The 15750-nt window shown below is 60.4% G+C and carries 15 protein-coding genes; all 15 read right to left on the bottom strand.

What is annotated here, in order from left to right; translation table 11 throughout:
* Positions 1-1377, bottom strand: a complete 1377-nt coding sequence (locus ACXAGA_RS07835) for an amidase family protein (RefSeq protein ID WP_475116932.1) — start codon at positions 1375-1377, stop codon at positions 1-3.
* Positions 1378-2088 carry an ABC transporter ATP-binding protein gene (locus ACXAGA_RS07830; protein WP_475116931.1) on the bottom strand — a complete coding sequence of 237 codons (711 nt, stop codon included), beginning with the start codon at positions 2086-2088 and terminating at the stop codon, positions 1378-1380.
* Positions 2085-2822, bottom strand: coding sequence for an ATP-binding cassette domain-containing protein (locus ACXAGA_RS07825; RefSeq protein WP_475116930.1), 738 nt, complete (start codon positions 2820-2822; stop codon positions 2085-2087). Before ACXAGA_RS07825 ends, ACXAGA_RS07830 begins: the two co-directional genes overlap by 4 nt.
* On the bottom strand, positions 2819-3841 hold the full coding sequence (locus tag ACXAGA_RS07820; protein ID WP_475116929.1) for an ABC transporter permease subunit: 1023 nt from the start codon (positions 3839-3841) through the stop codon (positions 2819-2821). Before ACXAGA_RS07820 ends, ACXAGA_RS07825 begins: the two co-directional genes overlap by 4 nt.
* Entirely contained in the window at positions 3838-4704 is an 867-nt protein-coding gene (locus tag ACXAGA_RS07815) for a branched-chain amino acid ABC transporter permease (protein WP_475116928.1), read from the bottom strand. The genes ACXAGA_RS07820 and ACXAGA_RS07815 overlap by 4 nt, the downstream gene beginning before the upstream one ends.
* Positions 4705-4724: 20 nt before the next feature.
* Entirely contained in the window at positions 4725-5960 is a 1236-nt protein-coding gene (locus ACXAGA_RS07810) for an ABC transporter substrate-binding protein (protein WP_475116927.1), read from the bottom strand.
* Positions 5961-6066: 106 nt separating this feature from the next.
* Positions 6067-8577 (bottom strand): ATP-binding cassette domain-containing protein, encoded by a 2511-nt coding sequence (locus ACXAGA_RS07805; RefSeq protein WP_475116926.1) that lies wholly within the window; start codon positions 8575-8577, stop codon positions 6067-6069.
* A gap of 7 nt (positions 8578-8584) precedes the next feature.
* Positions 8585-9529: an ABC transporter permease gene (locus tag ACXAGA_RS07800; protein WP_475116925.1), complete on the bottom strand. Its 945-nt coding sequence runs from the start codon at positions 9527-9529 to the stop codon at positions 8585-8587.
* 40 nt (positions 9530-9569) lie between these two features.
* The gene (locus ACXAGA_RS07795) at positions 9570-10685 is read right to left on the bottom strand and encodes a substrate-binding domain-containing protein (RefSeq protein WP_475116924.1); all 1116 of its coding nucleotides are present in this window, start codon (positions 10683-10685) and stop codon (positions 9570-9572) included.
* 104 nt (positions 10686-10789) lie between these two features.
* Positions 10790-12172, bottom strand: coding sequence for an amidase (locus ACXAGA_RS07790; RefSeq protein WP_475116923.1), 1383 nt, complete (start codon positions 12170-12172; stop codon positions 10790-10792).
* 9 nt (positions 12173-12181) lie between these two features.
* A complete protein-coding gene (locus tag ACXAGA_RS07785; RefSeq protein WP_475116922.1) occupies positions 12182-12889 on the bottom strand; it encodes a cysteine hydrolase family protein in 708 nt (235 codons plus the stop codon).
* A 110-nt stretch (positions 12890-12999) separates the two neighbouring features.
* A complete protein-coding gene (locus ACXAGA_RS07780) occupies positions 13000-13476 on the bottom strand; it encodes a nitrile hydratase accessory protein (RefSeq protein WP_475116921.1) in 477 nt (158 codons plus the stop codon).
* On the bottom strand, positions 13476-14144 hold the full coding sequence (nthB, locus tag ACXAGA_RS07775) for a nitrile hydratase subunit beta (RefSeq protein ID WP_475116920.1): 669 nt from the start codon (positions 14142-14144) through the stop codon (positions 13476-13478). The genes ACXAGA_RS07780 and nthB overlap by 1 nt, the downstream gene beginning before the upstream one ends.
* On the bottom strand, positions 14141-14770 hold the full coding sequence (nthA, locus tag ACXAGA_RS07770) for a nitrile hydratase subunit alpha (RefSeq protein WP_475116919.1): 630 nt from the start codon (positions 14768-14770) through the stop codon (positions 14141-14143). The genes nthB and nthA overlap by 4 nt, the downstream gene beginning before the upstream one ends.
* A gap of 119 nt (positions 14771-14889) precedes the next feature.
* Complete coding sequence (locus tag ACXAGA_RS07765; RefSeq protein ID WP_475116918.1) at positions 14890-15567, bottom strand: energy-coupling factor ABC transporter permease; 678 nt, start codon at positions 15565-15567, stop codon at positions 14890-14892.
* Between the last annotated feature and the right edge of the window lie 183 nt (positions 15568-15750).

The raw sequence follows: 15750 nt of genomic DNA, 5'->3' as shown, positions 1-15750 counted from the left end.
CTAGAGGCTTTGTTCCAGATACGCGCCGAGCGACAGCAGACTGTCATCGGCACCGCAGGGCGCATCAAGCAGCAGACCAACGGGTAGCCCATCCGCGTCAAAACTAAACGGCAGCGAAAGCGATGGCGCGCCGATGAGCGAAGCGGGCGCGCAATTACGGCTGATGGTCAGGAAGGTCGGATGGCATTCACCGTCGATCTCCAATTCCTCTGCCTCACTCCATCGCGGCGGCTGAACAGTAATCGTAGGCGCGGCAATGGCGTCGATGGCATAATCATCATAGAGCGCCATGATCCGCGCCTTTAATGCGTCAAGCGCGCGCCGAATACGCGGCAGATCACCCGCCACCTTTTCTGCTACCTCGGGCATCTCGGCAAAGGCGCGTTTGACATCGCCGCTGCCAAGCCGTTCGGTAAACACAGGCAGGCTGCATCCCAACTCATCGGCGCAAAACGCCTCCCAATAGGCATGCGCCTCTGCAAACACGATCGGGAATCCAAAGTCCTGTTCCAGCCCGTCATAACCCAGAGGCGGCAGGTTCACGACCTCGATCACGCCCTGCGTCTCTAGCCGTTCAAGCCCCGCGCGGAAGGCACGTTCGACCGCCCCGGACAGTCCAGGAAGTGCATCTTTGGGCAGGCCGAGCCGCACCTGACGCTGGGGCCATTCTGTTTGGGCTGCGCCGACGACACTCATCGCTGCATCCACCTGCGCGATATCTGCGGCTTGCGCGGCAAAAATTCCTATGGTGTCGCGGGTTCGGGACAGTTGCAAAACGCCTTCGGCCTCATAGCGTCCGGTGCTGGGCCGAAACCCCGCGATGGCGCAAAAGCTGGCGGGCATGCGGGCCGAGCCGCCCGTATCGGTGCCAAGCGCCACGGGGACAACCCCCGTCGCCACAGCTGCCGCCGATCCGCCCGAAGAGCCCCCCGATGTACGATTGGGGTCAAACGGGTTGCGCACAGGACCAAACGCCGCGTTGTCAGAGGTCGCGCCAAAGGCCAGTTCATGCATGTTGAGCTTGCAGCACAACACCGCCCCTGCCGCGCGCAATCGAGCCACGGCGGGCGCATCGGTCTGGCGGATGTTCTGCGACAACGCGGGCGAGCCGCCCGTCGTCACCCAGCCCGCAACGTCGATGTTGTCTTTCACCCCGATTGGAATACCGGCCAATATCCCCTGCCCGCTGCCCGCCTCGGTCGACATTTCGCCAATCAGCGCGTTGTTGACCACGGCGAGGCTGCGGGCCTTGAGAGTCTTGAGCATTCCGTCCACGCCCATCTGGGCACTGCGCGCGCGCACGTCTTTGATCGTCAGGGGGCGGTAATCGGTGGGGGTCGTCACTGTCGTCATCTCTTCGCTTTGTCCTGCCCGCATTCACATCACCTGCGCAGCAAAGGCTTCCATTGCGGGGGTATCGCCGATCACCTCTTGCGGAGCCTGCCCCGTGATCCGTCCGCGCTTGAGCACGAACACCCGCTCGGACAGCGCTGTGATAAAGTTGAGGTTCTGCTCGACCAGCAGAATGGTCAGTGCCTTTTCGGCCTTGAGCTGGTGCAAGGTGTCGATCATTTCCTCAATGATCGAAGGCTGGATGCCCTCGGTCGGCTCATCGAGAAGGATCAGTTTGGGATCACCGCACAGGCACCGCGCCAAAGCCAAAAGCTGCTGCTCCCCGCCCGAGAGCGCGCCGCCACTGCGGTCGAGCAGACGTTTGAGGCGTGGGAAGTTGCGCAAGATATCATCGATCATCTCAGCTTCGGGCTTTTCCGCAAGTAGACAGCCCATGCGCAGGTTTTCAAGAACCGTTAGCGTAGGGAAAATCTGTCGCCCCTGCGGGACATAGCCCAGCCCCTCGCGCGCGCGGCCTTCGGTTGGCGTGGATTTCAGATCGCTCCCGTGCAGGGTGATCGCGCCCTTGGTGGCGGGCAGCAGCCCCATCACGGTTTTCAGCAGCGTGGATTTGCCCATGCCGTTGTGCCCAAGAACAGAGACGAATTGCCCCTCTTCGATCGACAGATCGACACCGAACAAGGCAGGCACACGCCCATAGCGGGTTTCAAGATCGGAAATGGTCAGAGCATTCATGCGGGTGTTTTCCCCAAATAAACGTCGCGCACCTGCTGATTGGACAGCACTGTGTCGACGTCGCCTTCGATCAGGACCGCGCCTTGATTGAAGACGGTGACGGTCTTTGCGATTTTGCGGATGAACTGCATGTCGTGTTCGACGACGATGACAGCGCGCGAACGGTTGATCTCGCGGATGATCTCGGCGGTGCGATCCACTTCCTCATCAGTCATGCCGGCAACGGGTTCATCCAGTAGAACAAGATCGGGCTCTTGGGCGAGCACCGTTGCGATCTCTACCCACTGGCGCTGGCCGTGCGACAGGATGCCGACCTCGCGGTCCGCGATGTGGGTCAGGCTCAAACGCTCCATGGTCTCCTCGACAATCCCGCGCGCATAGGCCCGCGTGCGCAAGCGTTCAGCGCTCACGAGGATGTTTTCGCGCACGGTCATTCCGTCAAAGACATTGGGCGTCTGGGTCTTCACCCCGACCCCGCGGCGCGCGATCTCAAAGGTTTTGGCCCCCGCGATACTGTCGCCGCGATGGAGCAAGGTGCCCGCGCTCGGCACCAACTGGCCCGTGAGCATTTTGAAAAACGTACTCTTGCCCGCACCGTTCGGCCCGATCAGGCAGCGCAATTCCATTTCACGCAGGATGAAATCGACGTTGTTGACCGCGACCACACCGCCAAAGCGCATGGTCAGGCCTTGGGCCTCGATCAGGGGGAGCGAAGATGTGGGGATGGTCGTCATTGTGCGGCCTCCTTTTTGGCTTGGCCCGCGCGGCTGCGATCGCGCAGACGCGGCAACAGATCGTCGCGCAAAAGCGGCACCACACCTTTGGGCACCAGCAAAACAAAGAGGATCAGCACGATCCCCATAAAGAGGTTCGCGTTCAGTGCGCTTTGCTGGCCCACGGCCGTGATCAGCCATTGCAGGAAAAACGCCCCCAGGATCGGCCCGATCAGGGTACCGAGACCGCCGACGAGCACAAAGATGATCGCCTGCGCCGAGATCGCGAGGGAGAAAACAGTGGGCGAGATATAGGCGCCCCAGTTGGTAAAGAGCACACCAGCCAGCCCCGCAATCGCCGCCGACACCATAAAGGCGAGCAGTTTGTAGAAACGGGAGTCATAGCCCAGCAGGTTCACCCGCGTCTCGTTCTCGCGGATTGCCACGATTACCCCCCCGAACTTGGTGGTCAAAAGCCAGCGCAGTGCAAGATAGACCGCGATCAGCCCCCCCATGGTGACATACCACAGCCCGTCCGGCCCGAGCATCCGGTCCGGCTTGCCGAGCACCGTCAGCGTGGGGATCGACGGAATTCCGTTGAACCCGCCAAGCGCGGCCTCACCGATGCGGTATTTGTCGCCTGAGGTGGAGTTCACGAGGTTAAAGAGGATGATGCAGACCGTCATCGTGATCACCCCGACATAGGCGTCACTGATCCGTCCGTAGAACATGAAATAGCCCAGCAGACCCGCAAAGATCACGGGCACCAGCACCCCGACCAGCAGCGCGGCGTTGGCGCCGTCCATGTTAAAGGCGGCCACGGCATAGGCATAGCCGCCCAGCCCGAGGAACATCGCCTGACCGAACGACATGATTCCCGCATTCCCCCACACAAAGCCTTGGCTCAGGCCGAAAATGGCCATGGCGGCAAAGCCCGTGAGTTGCATAACAGTAAACAGATCCAGCGTTTTCGGCACCCCGAAAAGCAGAGCGAGGCCCACGGCCAATACGGCAAATAGACTTTTGGCATTCTGGGTCATAGGCTTTTCCTGAAAAAGCGTCCGGTGATGCCTTGGGGCAGCAGACGGATGATGAGGATTGCGGCCAGCAGCATCGCCACCTCGCCGATGATCGGCGTGGCTTGGAAGGAGACCAGTTCATTGATCGGGCTGAACAGAGCCGAGGCCAGCCCCGTGCCCGTCACAATCGCGGGCCCGCCCCCAAGCACGGTGATAAAGGCCTTGGCGATATAGGCCCCGCCCATGGTCGGCGCGACACCCGAGAGCGGCGCCAGTACCCCTCCCGCCAGCCCCGCCAGCGCGGCACCAACGGCAAAGGTGCCCATGTAGACAAGCTTGGGCGCGACCCCGAGGGCCGAGGCCATGTCGGCGTTTTGCATGGTGGCGCGCACGATCAGTCCGATGCGCGAGAATTTGAGCACCAGCGCGGTTGCCACCAGCACGACCGCGGCGGCGGCCACCACGACGATCCCGTGCACACCCACATCGAACCGCCCGATAGACATCGAGCCGACGGGTGCGGAAATACCGCGTGTCTGGTTGCCGAAAACGGCGGTCATCAGACCGATCAACAACAGGCTCAGGCCCCAAGTCGCCAGCATCGTATCGATGATCCGACCGTAGAGGAACCGCATCAAAAGCCGTTCCACGACGATCCCGACACCGCCCGCAACGAGCGGGGCAAAGATGAACATCGAAAGCCAGATGTTCACCCCTGCGCCAGAGGAGATGACGACCGTATACGCGCCGAGCATCATGAATTCACCGTGGGCGAGATTGATGATTTTCATCATCCCAAAGATCACCCCCAGCCCGATCGTAATCAGGGCAAGGGTTCCGATCCCCACGAGTATGTTGAAGGCAAGAAGCCCTGCGACGTCCATGGTCTGTTTCTCCTTTTGAGTTACATCTCGAGCACGAACTGTTTGTTCGTCTCTGGATGGGCGATCAGGTCACAGACCTCTGCCGTATCGACAGGCACCACGTCGGCCAGACGTTTCTCGATGGCGAACGCTCCGTCTTCGGCACGGCCGATAAAGGCGCTGCGCACGGTGTGGTGAGTTTTGGGATCAAGGAATACGCGCCCCGAGGGGCCATCGACTTCGATGCCCGTTTCCAGCGCTTCGATCATTTTCATGCGGTCCATATCGCCCGCGATTTCGGCGGCTTTAGCCCAGATCATCATCGCCTCATAGGACGAGGTCGTTATCTCTGTGCAGGCGGTGCTTGGCGGAAGCAGCGGCGTGACCTCTTCGAGGAAGGCGTTGCTGGCTGCCGTGTCGATGGTGTCGAAATAGCCACCCGCCGCGACGATGCCGTCGGTTGTCGATGACTCGAGCGTCAGCAATTCGCTGTTCACGCCAAAGTTCGAGGACCCCAGCGGGATCTTGTCCATCAGACCCGCCGCTTCCCACTGGCGGTAGAAGCCAAGGTGATTGGCCCCCACAAGCGCGGTCAGCAGCAGATCGGGCGCGGCGGTCTGGATGCGGGCAATCGCGGAAGAAAAGTTGGTCACGTCGAGCGGGAAGAAATCCACGCCCGCAACTTCACCGCCATTGGCGATCACGGCATTCTCCATCCACTTTGCGGTGATGTGGCCGTAGTTGTAATCGGCGGCGATGATATAGACCTTTTTGCCCCAGCGGCTTAACACATCCTCGACCAGCGGCAGCACGGTCTGTGCAGGGGTAGTGCCCGTGCAGAAAGTATTGCGATCACAGACACCGCCCTCGTACAGCACGTTGTAGAAATAGAGTGTCTGATACCGGTCAAAGATCGGGCGGATTGCTTCGCGCGAAGCAGAGGTCAGCCCGCCGAACACAACATCCACCTTATCCCTAAGCGCCAGTTGCTGGGCGTATTGCGTGTAAAGCTGCATGCTCGACTGGGTGTCATAGCTCACCAGTTCGATCTCGCGCCCAAGCACACCGCCCGCAGCGTTGAGGTGTTTGACGGCCAACTCCATCCCGGGGGCGACAGCCTGACCGCCTGGGCCGATGGGGCCTGTCATATCGAGGATGTTTCCGATACGGATCGTGTCATTGGCGGCAAGCGCGGGCTTGGCCACAAAAGGCGAGGCCAGCGTGGCAGAGGCCGCTGCGGTCGTCATTAAAAAGCGACGTCGGGAAATGTCTGTCATTGGGAAATCTCCTGTTGGGAAGAATGTGAGCGCGTTTTGCGCCTTTGGTGGTGAAGGGGGTCGTGAAAAAGGGGCCGCGGCGGATATGCCGTGGCCCCTTTATCGGTTAGCCGTGCCCGCCCGTGGCGGAAGCTTTGCGCATGTAGCTGAACAGTCCGGCGGCAATGAAGGTGGAGCCACCGATCAGCCAGTATTGCCAGACCGCTTGCAGATTAAGGAACGGCAGGGCCGCAACGATGGACTGGATGAAAAGCGCGCCCGCGATGGTGGCGAAGAACGATCCGCGCCCACCTGTGATCTGCGCCCCGCCAAGCACCACAGCTGTAACGCTCATCAGCGTATAGTTGATGCCCGTGGTGGCCGACCCGATCCCGACCTGAGCCGACATAAGAAGCCCCGCGACCCCTGCCAAAAAGCCTGAGGCCATAAAAGCGAGGATCACGATGCGGCCACGGCGCAGGCCGATCATCTCGGCGGATTTGGGGTTAGAGCCGACAGCCCGCAAAGCACGGCCAAAAGGACGGCGTTTGAGCGTGAATTCAAAACCCACCGTCAGCGCCAGCGTCAGTATAAAGACCAGCGGCAACGGACCGGCAAGTACCTGAACCGCAGACATGTAGCTGTCAGAGATCAGCCCATCAGGGGACGGACGCAGGATCAGCGACAGCCCCTGAAGCCCCGTGTAGGTTGCCAATGTCACAACGATGGCGGGCAGCTTTAGCCCCTCGACCAGCAGGCCGTGCAACAAACCAACCGTTGTGGTCGCCAATAGGATCACGATCACCCCGCCGACAAACCCGACAGGCGCCCCGTCGCCCAAAAGGAAAGACGCCAGCACAACACAAAACCCCATCAGCGGTCCGACCGACAGGTCAATCCCGCCCGTGAGCACAACAAAGAGTTGAGCAAAGCCCGCGATGGCCAAAATGGCGGTCAGCGTGGTGATGCTCTGCAGCGAGAACGGCGAGAGGAAATAGGGGTTCAGGGCCTGCGTCACCCCGATCACGCCAAACGCCAGCGCGAGCAGGACCAACGCGGGCAACGTATCGGACCCCGCGAGCTTTTTCAGGCGCGAGGTGGTCGCCGCTTCGCTTTCGCCGTCACGGATACCTGTGGCTTTCAGGTTGGCTTCGGTGATGCGGGTGTCGTTTACATCCGCGCCCGTCAACTCGGCCACAACCGAGCCGCGCGAGAACACGAGAACGCGGTCACACAGGCCTTCGATTTCGACCCCGTCAGCAGAGGCGACGACCACGGCCACACCGTTTTTGGCCAGCTCGCGCAGTTTGTTGTAGATGTCACTGCGCGAACCGACATCGACGCCTTTGGTTGGTTCATCGACCAGCAGCACGCGCGGGGACATGGCGATCTCGCGCCCGATCAGAACCTTTTGCTGGTTGCCGCCCGACAGGGCAGACACTGGGGTTTCGACCGTTGGCGCCTTTACCCGCAGATCGCTGTGGATCTGTTCGGCCAGTGCGCGTTCTTTCGAACCTGAAATGACACCGTTTTTCGAGATGGCGGCAAGCTGGCCGATGCCTTCGTTTTCACGGATCGACATCGACAGGACCAGACCTTCGTGGTGGCGGTCATCGGGCACAAAGCCGACCCCCGCCTTGCGGAACGCTGCCGCGCCGCCGCCATGGGGCAGCAAGGTCGGGCCGACTTTGATGTCGCCGTCTGTGGCCCCATCGACGCCCGAAAGCGCCCGCAGGAATTCGCGTTGTCCCTGCCCTTCGACCCCAGCGAGACCGATGATCTCACCGGGTTTTACTTCTAGATCGACATCGGCAAACCCATGCCCCGACAGACCAACAATCGATAGCACAGAGTTGCCCTCGGTGATCGTACCCTTGGCAGGGAAAACCTGTCCCAAAGGGCGGCCCACGATTAGATCGACGATCTCGTCGGTGGTCAACTCGGACGCCAGACGGGTTTCGATCAACTCGCCATCGCGCAGCACCGACACACGATCGGCAATCGACATGACTTCGTGCAGACGGTGAGAGATATAGATAATCGCCGTGCCTGCGGCCTTCAGCTCTGCGATCAGACCGAAAAGGTGCCGCACCTCGGGATCCTGAAATGGCTCTGTCGGTTCGTCAAAGATAAAGACCTTGGGATCAGAGGCCAGCGCGCGGGCGATCTCAAGAACATGGCCTTGGGCGAGCGACAATTCGGACACGCGGGTGTCGAGTTCCATCGCCAGCGTCTTGGTCGAAACGCGGTCGAGCAGCGCTTGACCCGCCTCATCGCTCAGGTCGGCTTTGGCCAGACGCAGGTTTTCAAGAACGGTCAGATCGGCGGCAAGCGCGGGGTGCTGGAACGCAACCGATAGACCCATGGCGCGCACGGCGGCGGGCTGGGCGGGCGCTTTGGCCCCCGCAATTTCAACAGAACCTGTGTTGGGATCATAGACCCCGCAGGCACAGTTGATCAGGGTGGACTTGCCTGCACCGTTTTCGCCGACGATGGCGTGCACTTCGCCGGGGTAGGCGATCAGGTCCACGCCCTTGAGCGCTTTTACCGCGCCGAAGGATTTGGAAATGTCGGATAAAACCAGCGCGGGATCGGCCTGCGCGGCGGTGGTTTGGAAGGTCATGGTTTGATCTTTCATGGCAGCCTCACGCAGCTTTCAAACGGTTGGTCAGGGACGGAAGCGAGACACCAAGCAGCACGATCACGGCTTGGATCATGAATTGGACGGAGGTGTCGAAACCTAGCGAGATAACAAGCTGGCCAAGATAAACGAGGAAGAACGCACCGATCCCCGTGGCCAGAACGGACCCGCGCTCGCCGGTGATCGAATTGCCCCCGACAATGAACGCGGCAACCGAGGCGAGCATGTATTCATTACCCGCAAACAGCGTCGGCACATCCGACAGCCCCGCAAACATCACACCTGCGACGGAAAACAGGATGGCGGCAGCGACATAGGCGCCGATCTGGAACCTTTCGACCTGAAAACCTAGCGCCGCGCCCGTGACGGGGTTCAAACCCGCGACCTGAAAACGGCGACCCAAGGTGGTGTAGTTCAGCACATAAGCCACAAGGCCAACCACAATCAGCGCGATTACAAAGGGGTTGGGAATGCCCAAGGTGCGCCCCAATGAAAAGTCTCCAATCGCGGGGACGACCGAACGGGCCGTGCCGCCCGACACCTGCAAAACGATGCCGAACGCGATGGAATTGACGGCGATGGTCACCACCAGCGGCGGCACACCAAGGCGCGTGACGGTCAGGCCATTGACCAGCCCGATCATCGCCCCGATCACGAGCGCCGTGCACAAAAGCGAGAAAGCTTCGGAAGTGGTGCCACTGCCCGATTGAAGGGCAGTGACGATAACCGCAGCAAGGGAAAAGACGCCCGCAACCGAGATATCAAGGCCACGTTGCTGGATCACCAGATGCTGACCCACGGCGGCCACCGCGAGGATCCCAGCGAAGGGCACAAGCCCCCCGAGCGCAGAAAGCGCGATGGTGGAGGGGGCCATTATGCCCCCGACTATCAGCAAAAGCACAAGTGCCAGCAGTGCGCGGACCTCGTTACGTTGGGGAAGGTTGGTCATGTGACTGTCCTTTCTAGCGGGCGTCTTAGGGCGTCAGGCGTCAGTTAAAGACGGCCTGAAGCTCTTCTTTGGTCATGGTGAAGGTCGAAACATGCGCACCTGGAGGCAGATCAGGATCACAAACCGGCGCGAATTGCGGATCATCCGACGCGGTGTTGTCGACCACGGTGTCAATCAGGATCGACGGTTCGTCGTTTTCGATGTCATTGGCCGCGGCCACACCTTTGCGCAGGGCCAGACGGGTCAGCCAAGTGCCAGCAGAGGTGGTGAACAGATCAAAGTCTGGGTTGGCTTCGTGGTTTGCTTCCCAGAAACATGCCAGTTCGTTGCCGTCGCGGGTGGTCCACAGCGGGATCGGGGTATCGGTGGCTTCGAATGCGCGCAGCCCGCCCATAGAACCGATGCCATAGTCCGACATCACAGCGTCAATCTGGGGGTGTTTGGCGATGAGCGAGGTCATGGCCTTTTGGTATTGTGCGCGGTCCCAGTTGGTGGTCACGGGGCCGTCTTCTAGCATGGTGATACCTGGATAGTCGGCAAAGACTTCCATTGCGCCGTTGTAGTAGTTCAGCGTCGAAATCGCACCCGGCGCACCGCCCAGCATCAGCACATTGCCTTCGCCGCCCAGCTGCTCGGCAATGAACTCCCCTGCCAGTTTGCCTTCGTAGTTCTGGTCGGCCGTGACCATGGCAACATAGTCTTCGCCCGCTGTCCCAGGGAAAGACGTACCGCCGTAGAACGGCACAACCATGGAGCCCATTTTCATCGCTTGGCTCATGGCGCGCAGCAGGCTTTCGCCGCCGTCAGGGTAGACGATGATCACGTCAAAGCCCTGAGCGGCCAGACCGGTGATGTCGGAAATCTGTTTTTCAACCGACCCTTGCGCATCGGTGTAGCGGGTCTCGACGATGTTGGGGCATTGCGCGGCTTCCAGTTCGAATTCGGCTCTGGAAATCTGCCGCCACGGGTCGGACGAGATACCCGAGGAATAAGCCACACGTAGGTCTTTATCGCCGCAAAAATCGGTGATCGGGCGAAAATCAGCAGTGGTGCCGACCTTGGTCGGGTGCTGGTCAGCTTCGGCGAATGCGCCGCTTGCCATGCTCATTGCAACGCCTAGCGCGGCAACTGTGCTTTTGAGAAGGGTAGTCGTCATGTTAGTCCTCTGTCGGTTAAATGATCGGCACAGTTTTGAGCGTGTGCCTTTGGGGTTGGAAAAGTGCCCGCACGCCAAGGGACCGCGCGCGGGCAATGGGAAAATCAATCGTCGGGATGGCGCAGGTGCCAATCGGTCGCCTGCTGGAACGCCGCCCCTGCCCGCACAAGACGGGCCTCGGTCAGTTGCGGGCCGACCAGTTGAACGGCCACGGGCATACCGTCGTCATCAAACCCGCCGGGCATGGTGATGGTGGGCGAGCCCGACATATCGAAGGGGCCGGTGAAGCGGATGAACTGCGAATTGTCGCCTTCCGCCTCTTCGTCCCAACGGGACAGCGAAGGCGTGCGCCAGATGGTGGCGGGGATCAGCATCAGATCGACGGCGGTAAACAGTTTGGCCAGCGCCGCCGAGAAATTCAGGCGCGCCTGATGTGCAGCCGCCATATCGAGCGTGGTAAAGCCGTCGGCCATGTCGATGAACTGGATCATGTTCGGGCCGTAGTCGGACTTGCGTTCGGGGTAGCACCCTTTGTGCGCCAGCGCAGTTTCGGCAGAACACAGCGCAAGCCATGCGGTCGCGGCCTCTTTCCAAAACGGCACCGTGTCGATCTCGACCAGAACCGCGCCTTGGGCCTGTAGCACGGCGGCAGCCTCTTCCCATGCTTTGACGATGGCAGGGTCCACTCCATCACAAGCGTAGCTACGCGGCAGGCCGATGCGCATCCCTGCGATGGATTTGCCTGCTTCGCTGCCGTAGTCGCCTACGCTGGCCTGAACCGCCGTTGGGTCGTTCACGTCTGCCCCTGCCATCGCCGACAGCATCAGGCCCGCGTCTTCGGCAAAGCGCGTCATCGGGCCGATGTGATCAAGCGACGCAGCCAGTTCGAACACGCCGTAACGGCTGACGCGGCCCCATGTGGGTTTAAGACCCGTGATACCGTTGGCCGCCGAAGGAAAGCGGATCGAACCACCCGTGTCAGATCCAAGCGCCCCAAAGGCAAGACCCGCAGCCACAGAGGCACCCGACCCCGAAGAGGACGAACCCGACCAGCGGTCATCATTCCACGGGTTAATTGGCGCTTTCACATCGGGGTGGTGGGCTGCATAGGCCTGTTCGGTTGTTTTGAGCTTGCCCAGCGTGATCGCGCCGGCCGCCTCTAGTCGATCTACAACGGTGGCGCTGAAATCGGGGGTGAAATCCTTGTGAATACGCGTGCCCGCCGTGGTCTTGGCAAAGTCGGTGTAGATGATGTCCTTGTAGGCGATCGGCACGCCATGCATCGGGCCGCGATACTTGCCCGCCATGATCTCGGCCTCGGCGGTCTTAGCCTGTTCCAGCGCGCGCTCGGCGGTCACGGTCACATAGGACATGATGCGGGCGTCCACGGCCTCGATCCGCGCGAGCATATGCTGGGTGACCTCGACGGGAGAGAGTTTGCGGGCCGCAATATCGCGGGAGATAGAACGGATAGATGAGTAATGCATGTCTGGCTCTTAGGCTTCGGCTGTTGTGGGGAGTGCGGCATTGACGAGGTCCACGATCTCTTCGGTGGTCACCACATCGGCGAAAACCACATAGAGATTGCCGAGCGTCGCGTTGTGCTCTTCGTCGGTGATGGTGCCCGTGCTATCGGCACCGAAAATGACGTTGTAGCCATATTGCAGCGCATCACGCGCCGTGCTTTCGGCGCAGCAATTGGTCAACGTGCCCGAGATGATCAGAGTCTCGATCCCGCGCGCTTGCAGCTCTTCATGCAGACGGCTGACACCTGGGGCAAAGGCGGAAAAACGGGCTTTCTCGATGATCGGCTCATCATCCGTTCGATCCAGCAGCGGCGAGATCACACTGAGGGGATGGTCGCGGTCCAACTCGGTCTTGAGTGCATCGGAAAACGGTTTGCCGTTGAACGCCTTGTAATAGGCATCCCAAACGACCTCTTCGTCTTCGGTATAGATATTGCGGATAAAGACATTCAGCCCGCCCTTGGCGCGCACCGCTTGCGAAATCGCGTTGATGTTGGGGATCGCTTCGCGGGCGTTAGGCACCACAGCGCAGGCCCCGTCTTCTAGGTAGACACGCTGCATATCGACGATGACATGGGCGGTTTTGCTCATGTCGAGCGAGGTATGGGATTGCTTGGCCCCGTCGCGGTTCCAAATACCGCGCTCTAGCAAAACAGGGTTGATATCGATCTTGTGCATCGTGGTGGTCTCGTTAGTTAGACAAGCCGCCTCCGTTCCCCTGCACGCAGGGCGCGCAGAGGTCTGGGGGGATAAGTCGGAAAGGGGGCGCCTAGGGAATAGGCTTGGCGTTAGGCGTGCGCGGGGCTGACCGAGACAGGCTCGGGCGGCGACTTGGGCGCGTGGTGGTGGTGGTGATCGGGGATGTCATCCTTGATCGGTGGTAGATCACGGCGAAACACGATCGGCTGGCCGTGTTCGGTGACCAGATAGGATCGACGCCAGTGTTCGACGGTCTCGGCCATTTCTTCGTCGTTCATCAGGCCAAGTTCGCCAAGAAGGTAGATCAGCGCCTCGGACCATTGCCGGTAATAGGCCTCCTCCGAGGTCTCCATCCCCTGCTGCGGGTTGCGGCGGATTTCGGCAGAGAACGTCTCGACCCATTTGCCCCATGTGAACACCCCCGCTTGGGCGAGAGCCATGGACAGGCCAAATACCTGCGCGTGCCACGGCTCTCCGAATTTGGGCGCGCCGATGTCGTCCGAGGCAAGCGAGCTCAGATCGCTGCGGCATGGGTCTAGCGCTTCGATGATGCTGGCGTATTCCATTACGCATCCTCCAGATAGGTTTCATACAAATCGATGTAGACGGCATCTTTGACGCCTGCATCAGGGCCCCACAAATCGGACGCCTCAAACCGTACGGTGTAGGTGTGATCCACAGCACCGTAATCGCCCAAAGACCGCCCATCGGCATAGAGGCACGCGCCGCGATAGGCGACGATGGTGCACGGCTTGCCACGAGTGTAGCGCGGTAGACGCGTGTGGGTTTTTGGGTTGATGTTCAGCGTCATCACGCGGTCACCTTCGGCGTATTTCGGCGCGGTGTCGGCCTCGCCCGTGACGGGGTGGTTGGTGGTGAATAGGTCGTGGGTTTTCTCGGGCGTCAGCGCTTCTAACTTTTGCGCCCACTCGGGCAGCGGGGCTTGCGCCTTGCCGGTTTCCAATTCCTCTTTTGTGACGATGCCTTTCTCGACCAGAAAGGTTTCGGTGCCGTCCAGCCAATGTTCATAATAGGGGGACGCCAGCCAGTGCAGCGCGGGAATGCGTTCCATCGAATGACGCGCCTCATCAGCAACGGCCAGACCTGTCATCAGAGTTAGCAGGTGAAAGCCACAGGTGCGAGATTCCCATTCTTCGGCAAATTTCGGCTCGTCCACATCCAGCACAATCGGCCCCATGCCGTGCATTCCGCCAAGGTCGTGAATAGAGTTCATGCGCTCTCTCCTTTTGCGAGGTCTTTGGGGGACAAGGCAACGCCCGTGCCGATCATCGAATTGCGGGTGACGAGTTTCGCGAGCTCTTCTTCGCTCCAACCCTCGGTGCCTTCGGGGCGCATTGGCAGGACAAGATAGCGCAGTTCGTTGTTGCTGTCCCAAACACGCACTTCGACCTCGTCAGGGATTTTCAGATCGAACTCTTCCAGCACCGCACGCGGCTCGATCACCACGCGGGAACGGTAGGGCGCGGCTTTGTACCAGTTTGGCGGCAGGCCAAGCACGGGCCACGGGTAACAAGAGCACAAGGTGCAGACGACAACGTTGTGAACCTCGGGCGTGTTTTCACAGACGACCATGTATTCGCCCTGAAATCCCGAAAAACCGAACTCTAGAATGGCGTCCGAGGCGTTCTCCATCAGCCGCTTTTTATACTCGGGGTCGCTCCAGGCCTTGGCGACAACCATCGCGCCGTTCTTGGGGCCCAGTTCGTGTTCAAAGATATCGACGATAGCGTCGACCGCGCCGGGCTGGATCAGTCCCTTTTCGGTCAGCAGTTGTTCCATGGCGCGCACGCGCAGGGCTTTATCCGAGGGTGGTTTGGTTCCGTGGTGGTGGTCGGACATGTCTGTCTCCGAAGTCTTGCGGCGCTATGGCCTGATGTTTCCAGTATGCCAGCCTTTGCGCTGGCGTCTGTTCTCAAAGGGCCAATCGACTTGCCTCGGTCGGCCCTATCTATCTTGCATTAGGCCGCGTGGTGCAGACGCGCGGTAAACAGCGGGCCACGGGTCAGATCGCGCGCAGATTTCGCCGCTGCCAGAACCGCGAGGTCCACCAGCGGCTCGATCAGAATGACCAGCATATAGGCCGCGCCAAAGGACATCACCGATGTCACATTGGCCGCGCCAAAGCCCTGACCATAGAACGCCCAGAACCCGACCCAAGTCACGATCCCCGCCTGATAGGTTGTCGACAGCGCCAGCGCCTGCGCGTAGCTGACATCCACATAAGCGGTCTTTGGGGCGATGATTTTGCTCGCCAACGCGTGCAGGCCAAATAGAGGCACCAAAAGCGTGGTCATGTTCATCCCGTACTGCGGCAGATCCAGCGGCGCAAAGAGCACCCCCTGCGCCAGCAGCCCCAGCGCAAGACCGAAAGCGGCTGGCGCGGCCCCGAACAGCAGGAACAGGGTCGAGCCAAGGATCAGGTGCACTTCGCTGACCCCCACTGGGTGATGCGGTAGTAACTGAAAAAAGCCTAAGACAAGCGCGGCGCTTAGGGCGCTGCGGCCCACAAAGGCAAACGCGCCCGACTCTTTGACGGTTTCATATGCCGCCTTGATCCCGAATACGCCAGCACCTGCCGCGGTGGCATAGGACAGCGCCAGTTTTGCGCCCGTAACGATACCTGGTTCGATATGCATGATCTTTCTCCTGTTTGCGGGGCAGTGATGGCTGGCGGCCCGCGGTCGTTGTGTTCGCCGTTAAGGTCAGAAAACGCGACTCGCGGGGGGCAAACAATGCGCCCGAACAGTTTGACGTTTTCGGAACAGTTGCTTGGCACGGTGGGGCAACATGGTGCTGAAAAATGCACCACATCAAAAACT

This window comes from Marivivens sp. ABH4_498 (assembly GCF_056160585.1).
Note: the sequence above shows the minus strand (reverse complement) of the source record. Positions and strands in the feature narration are given on the sequence as shown.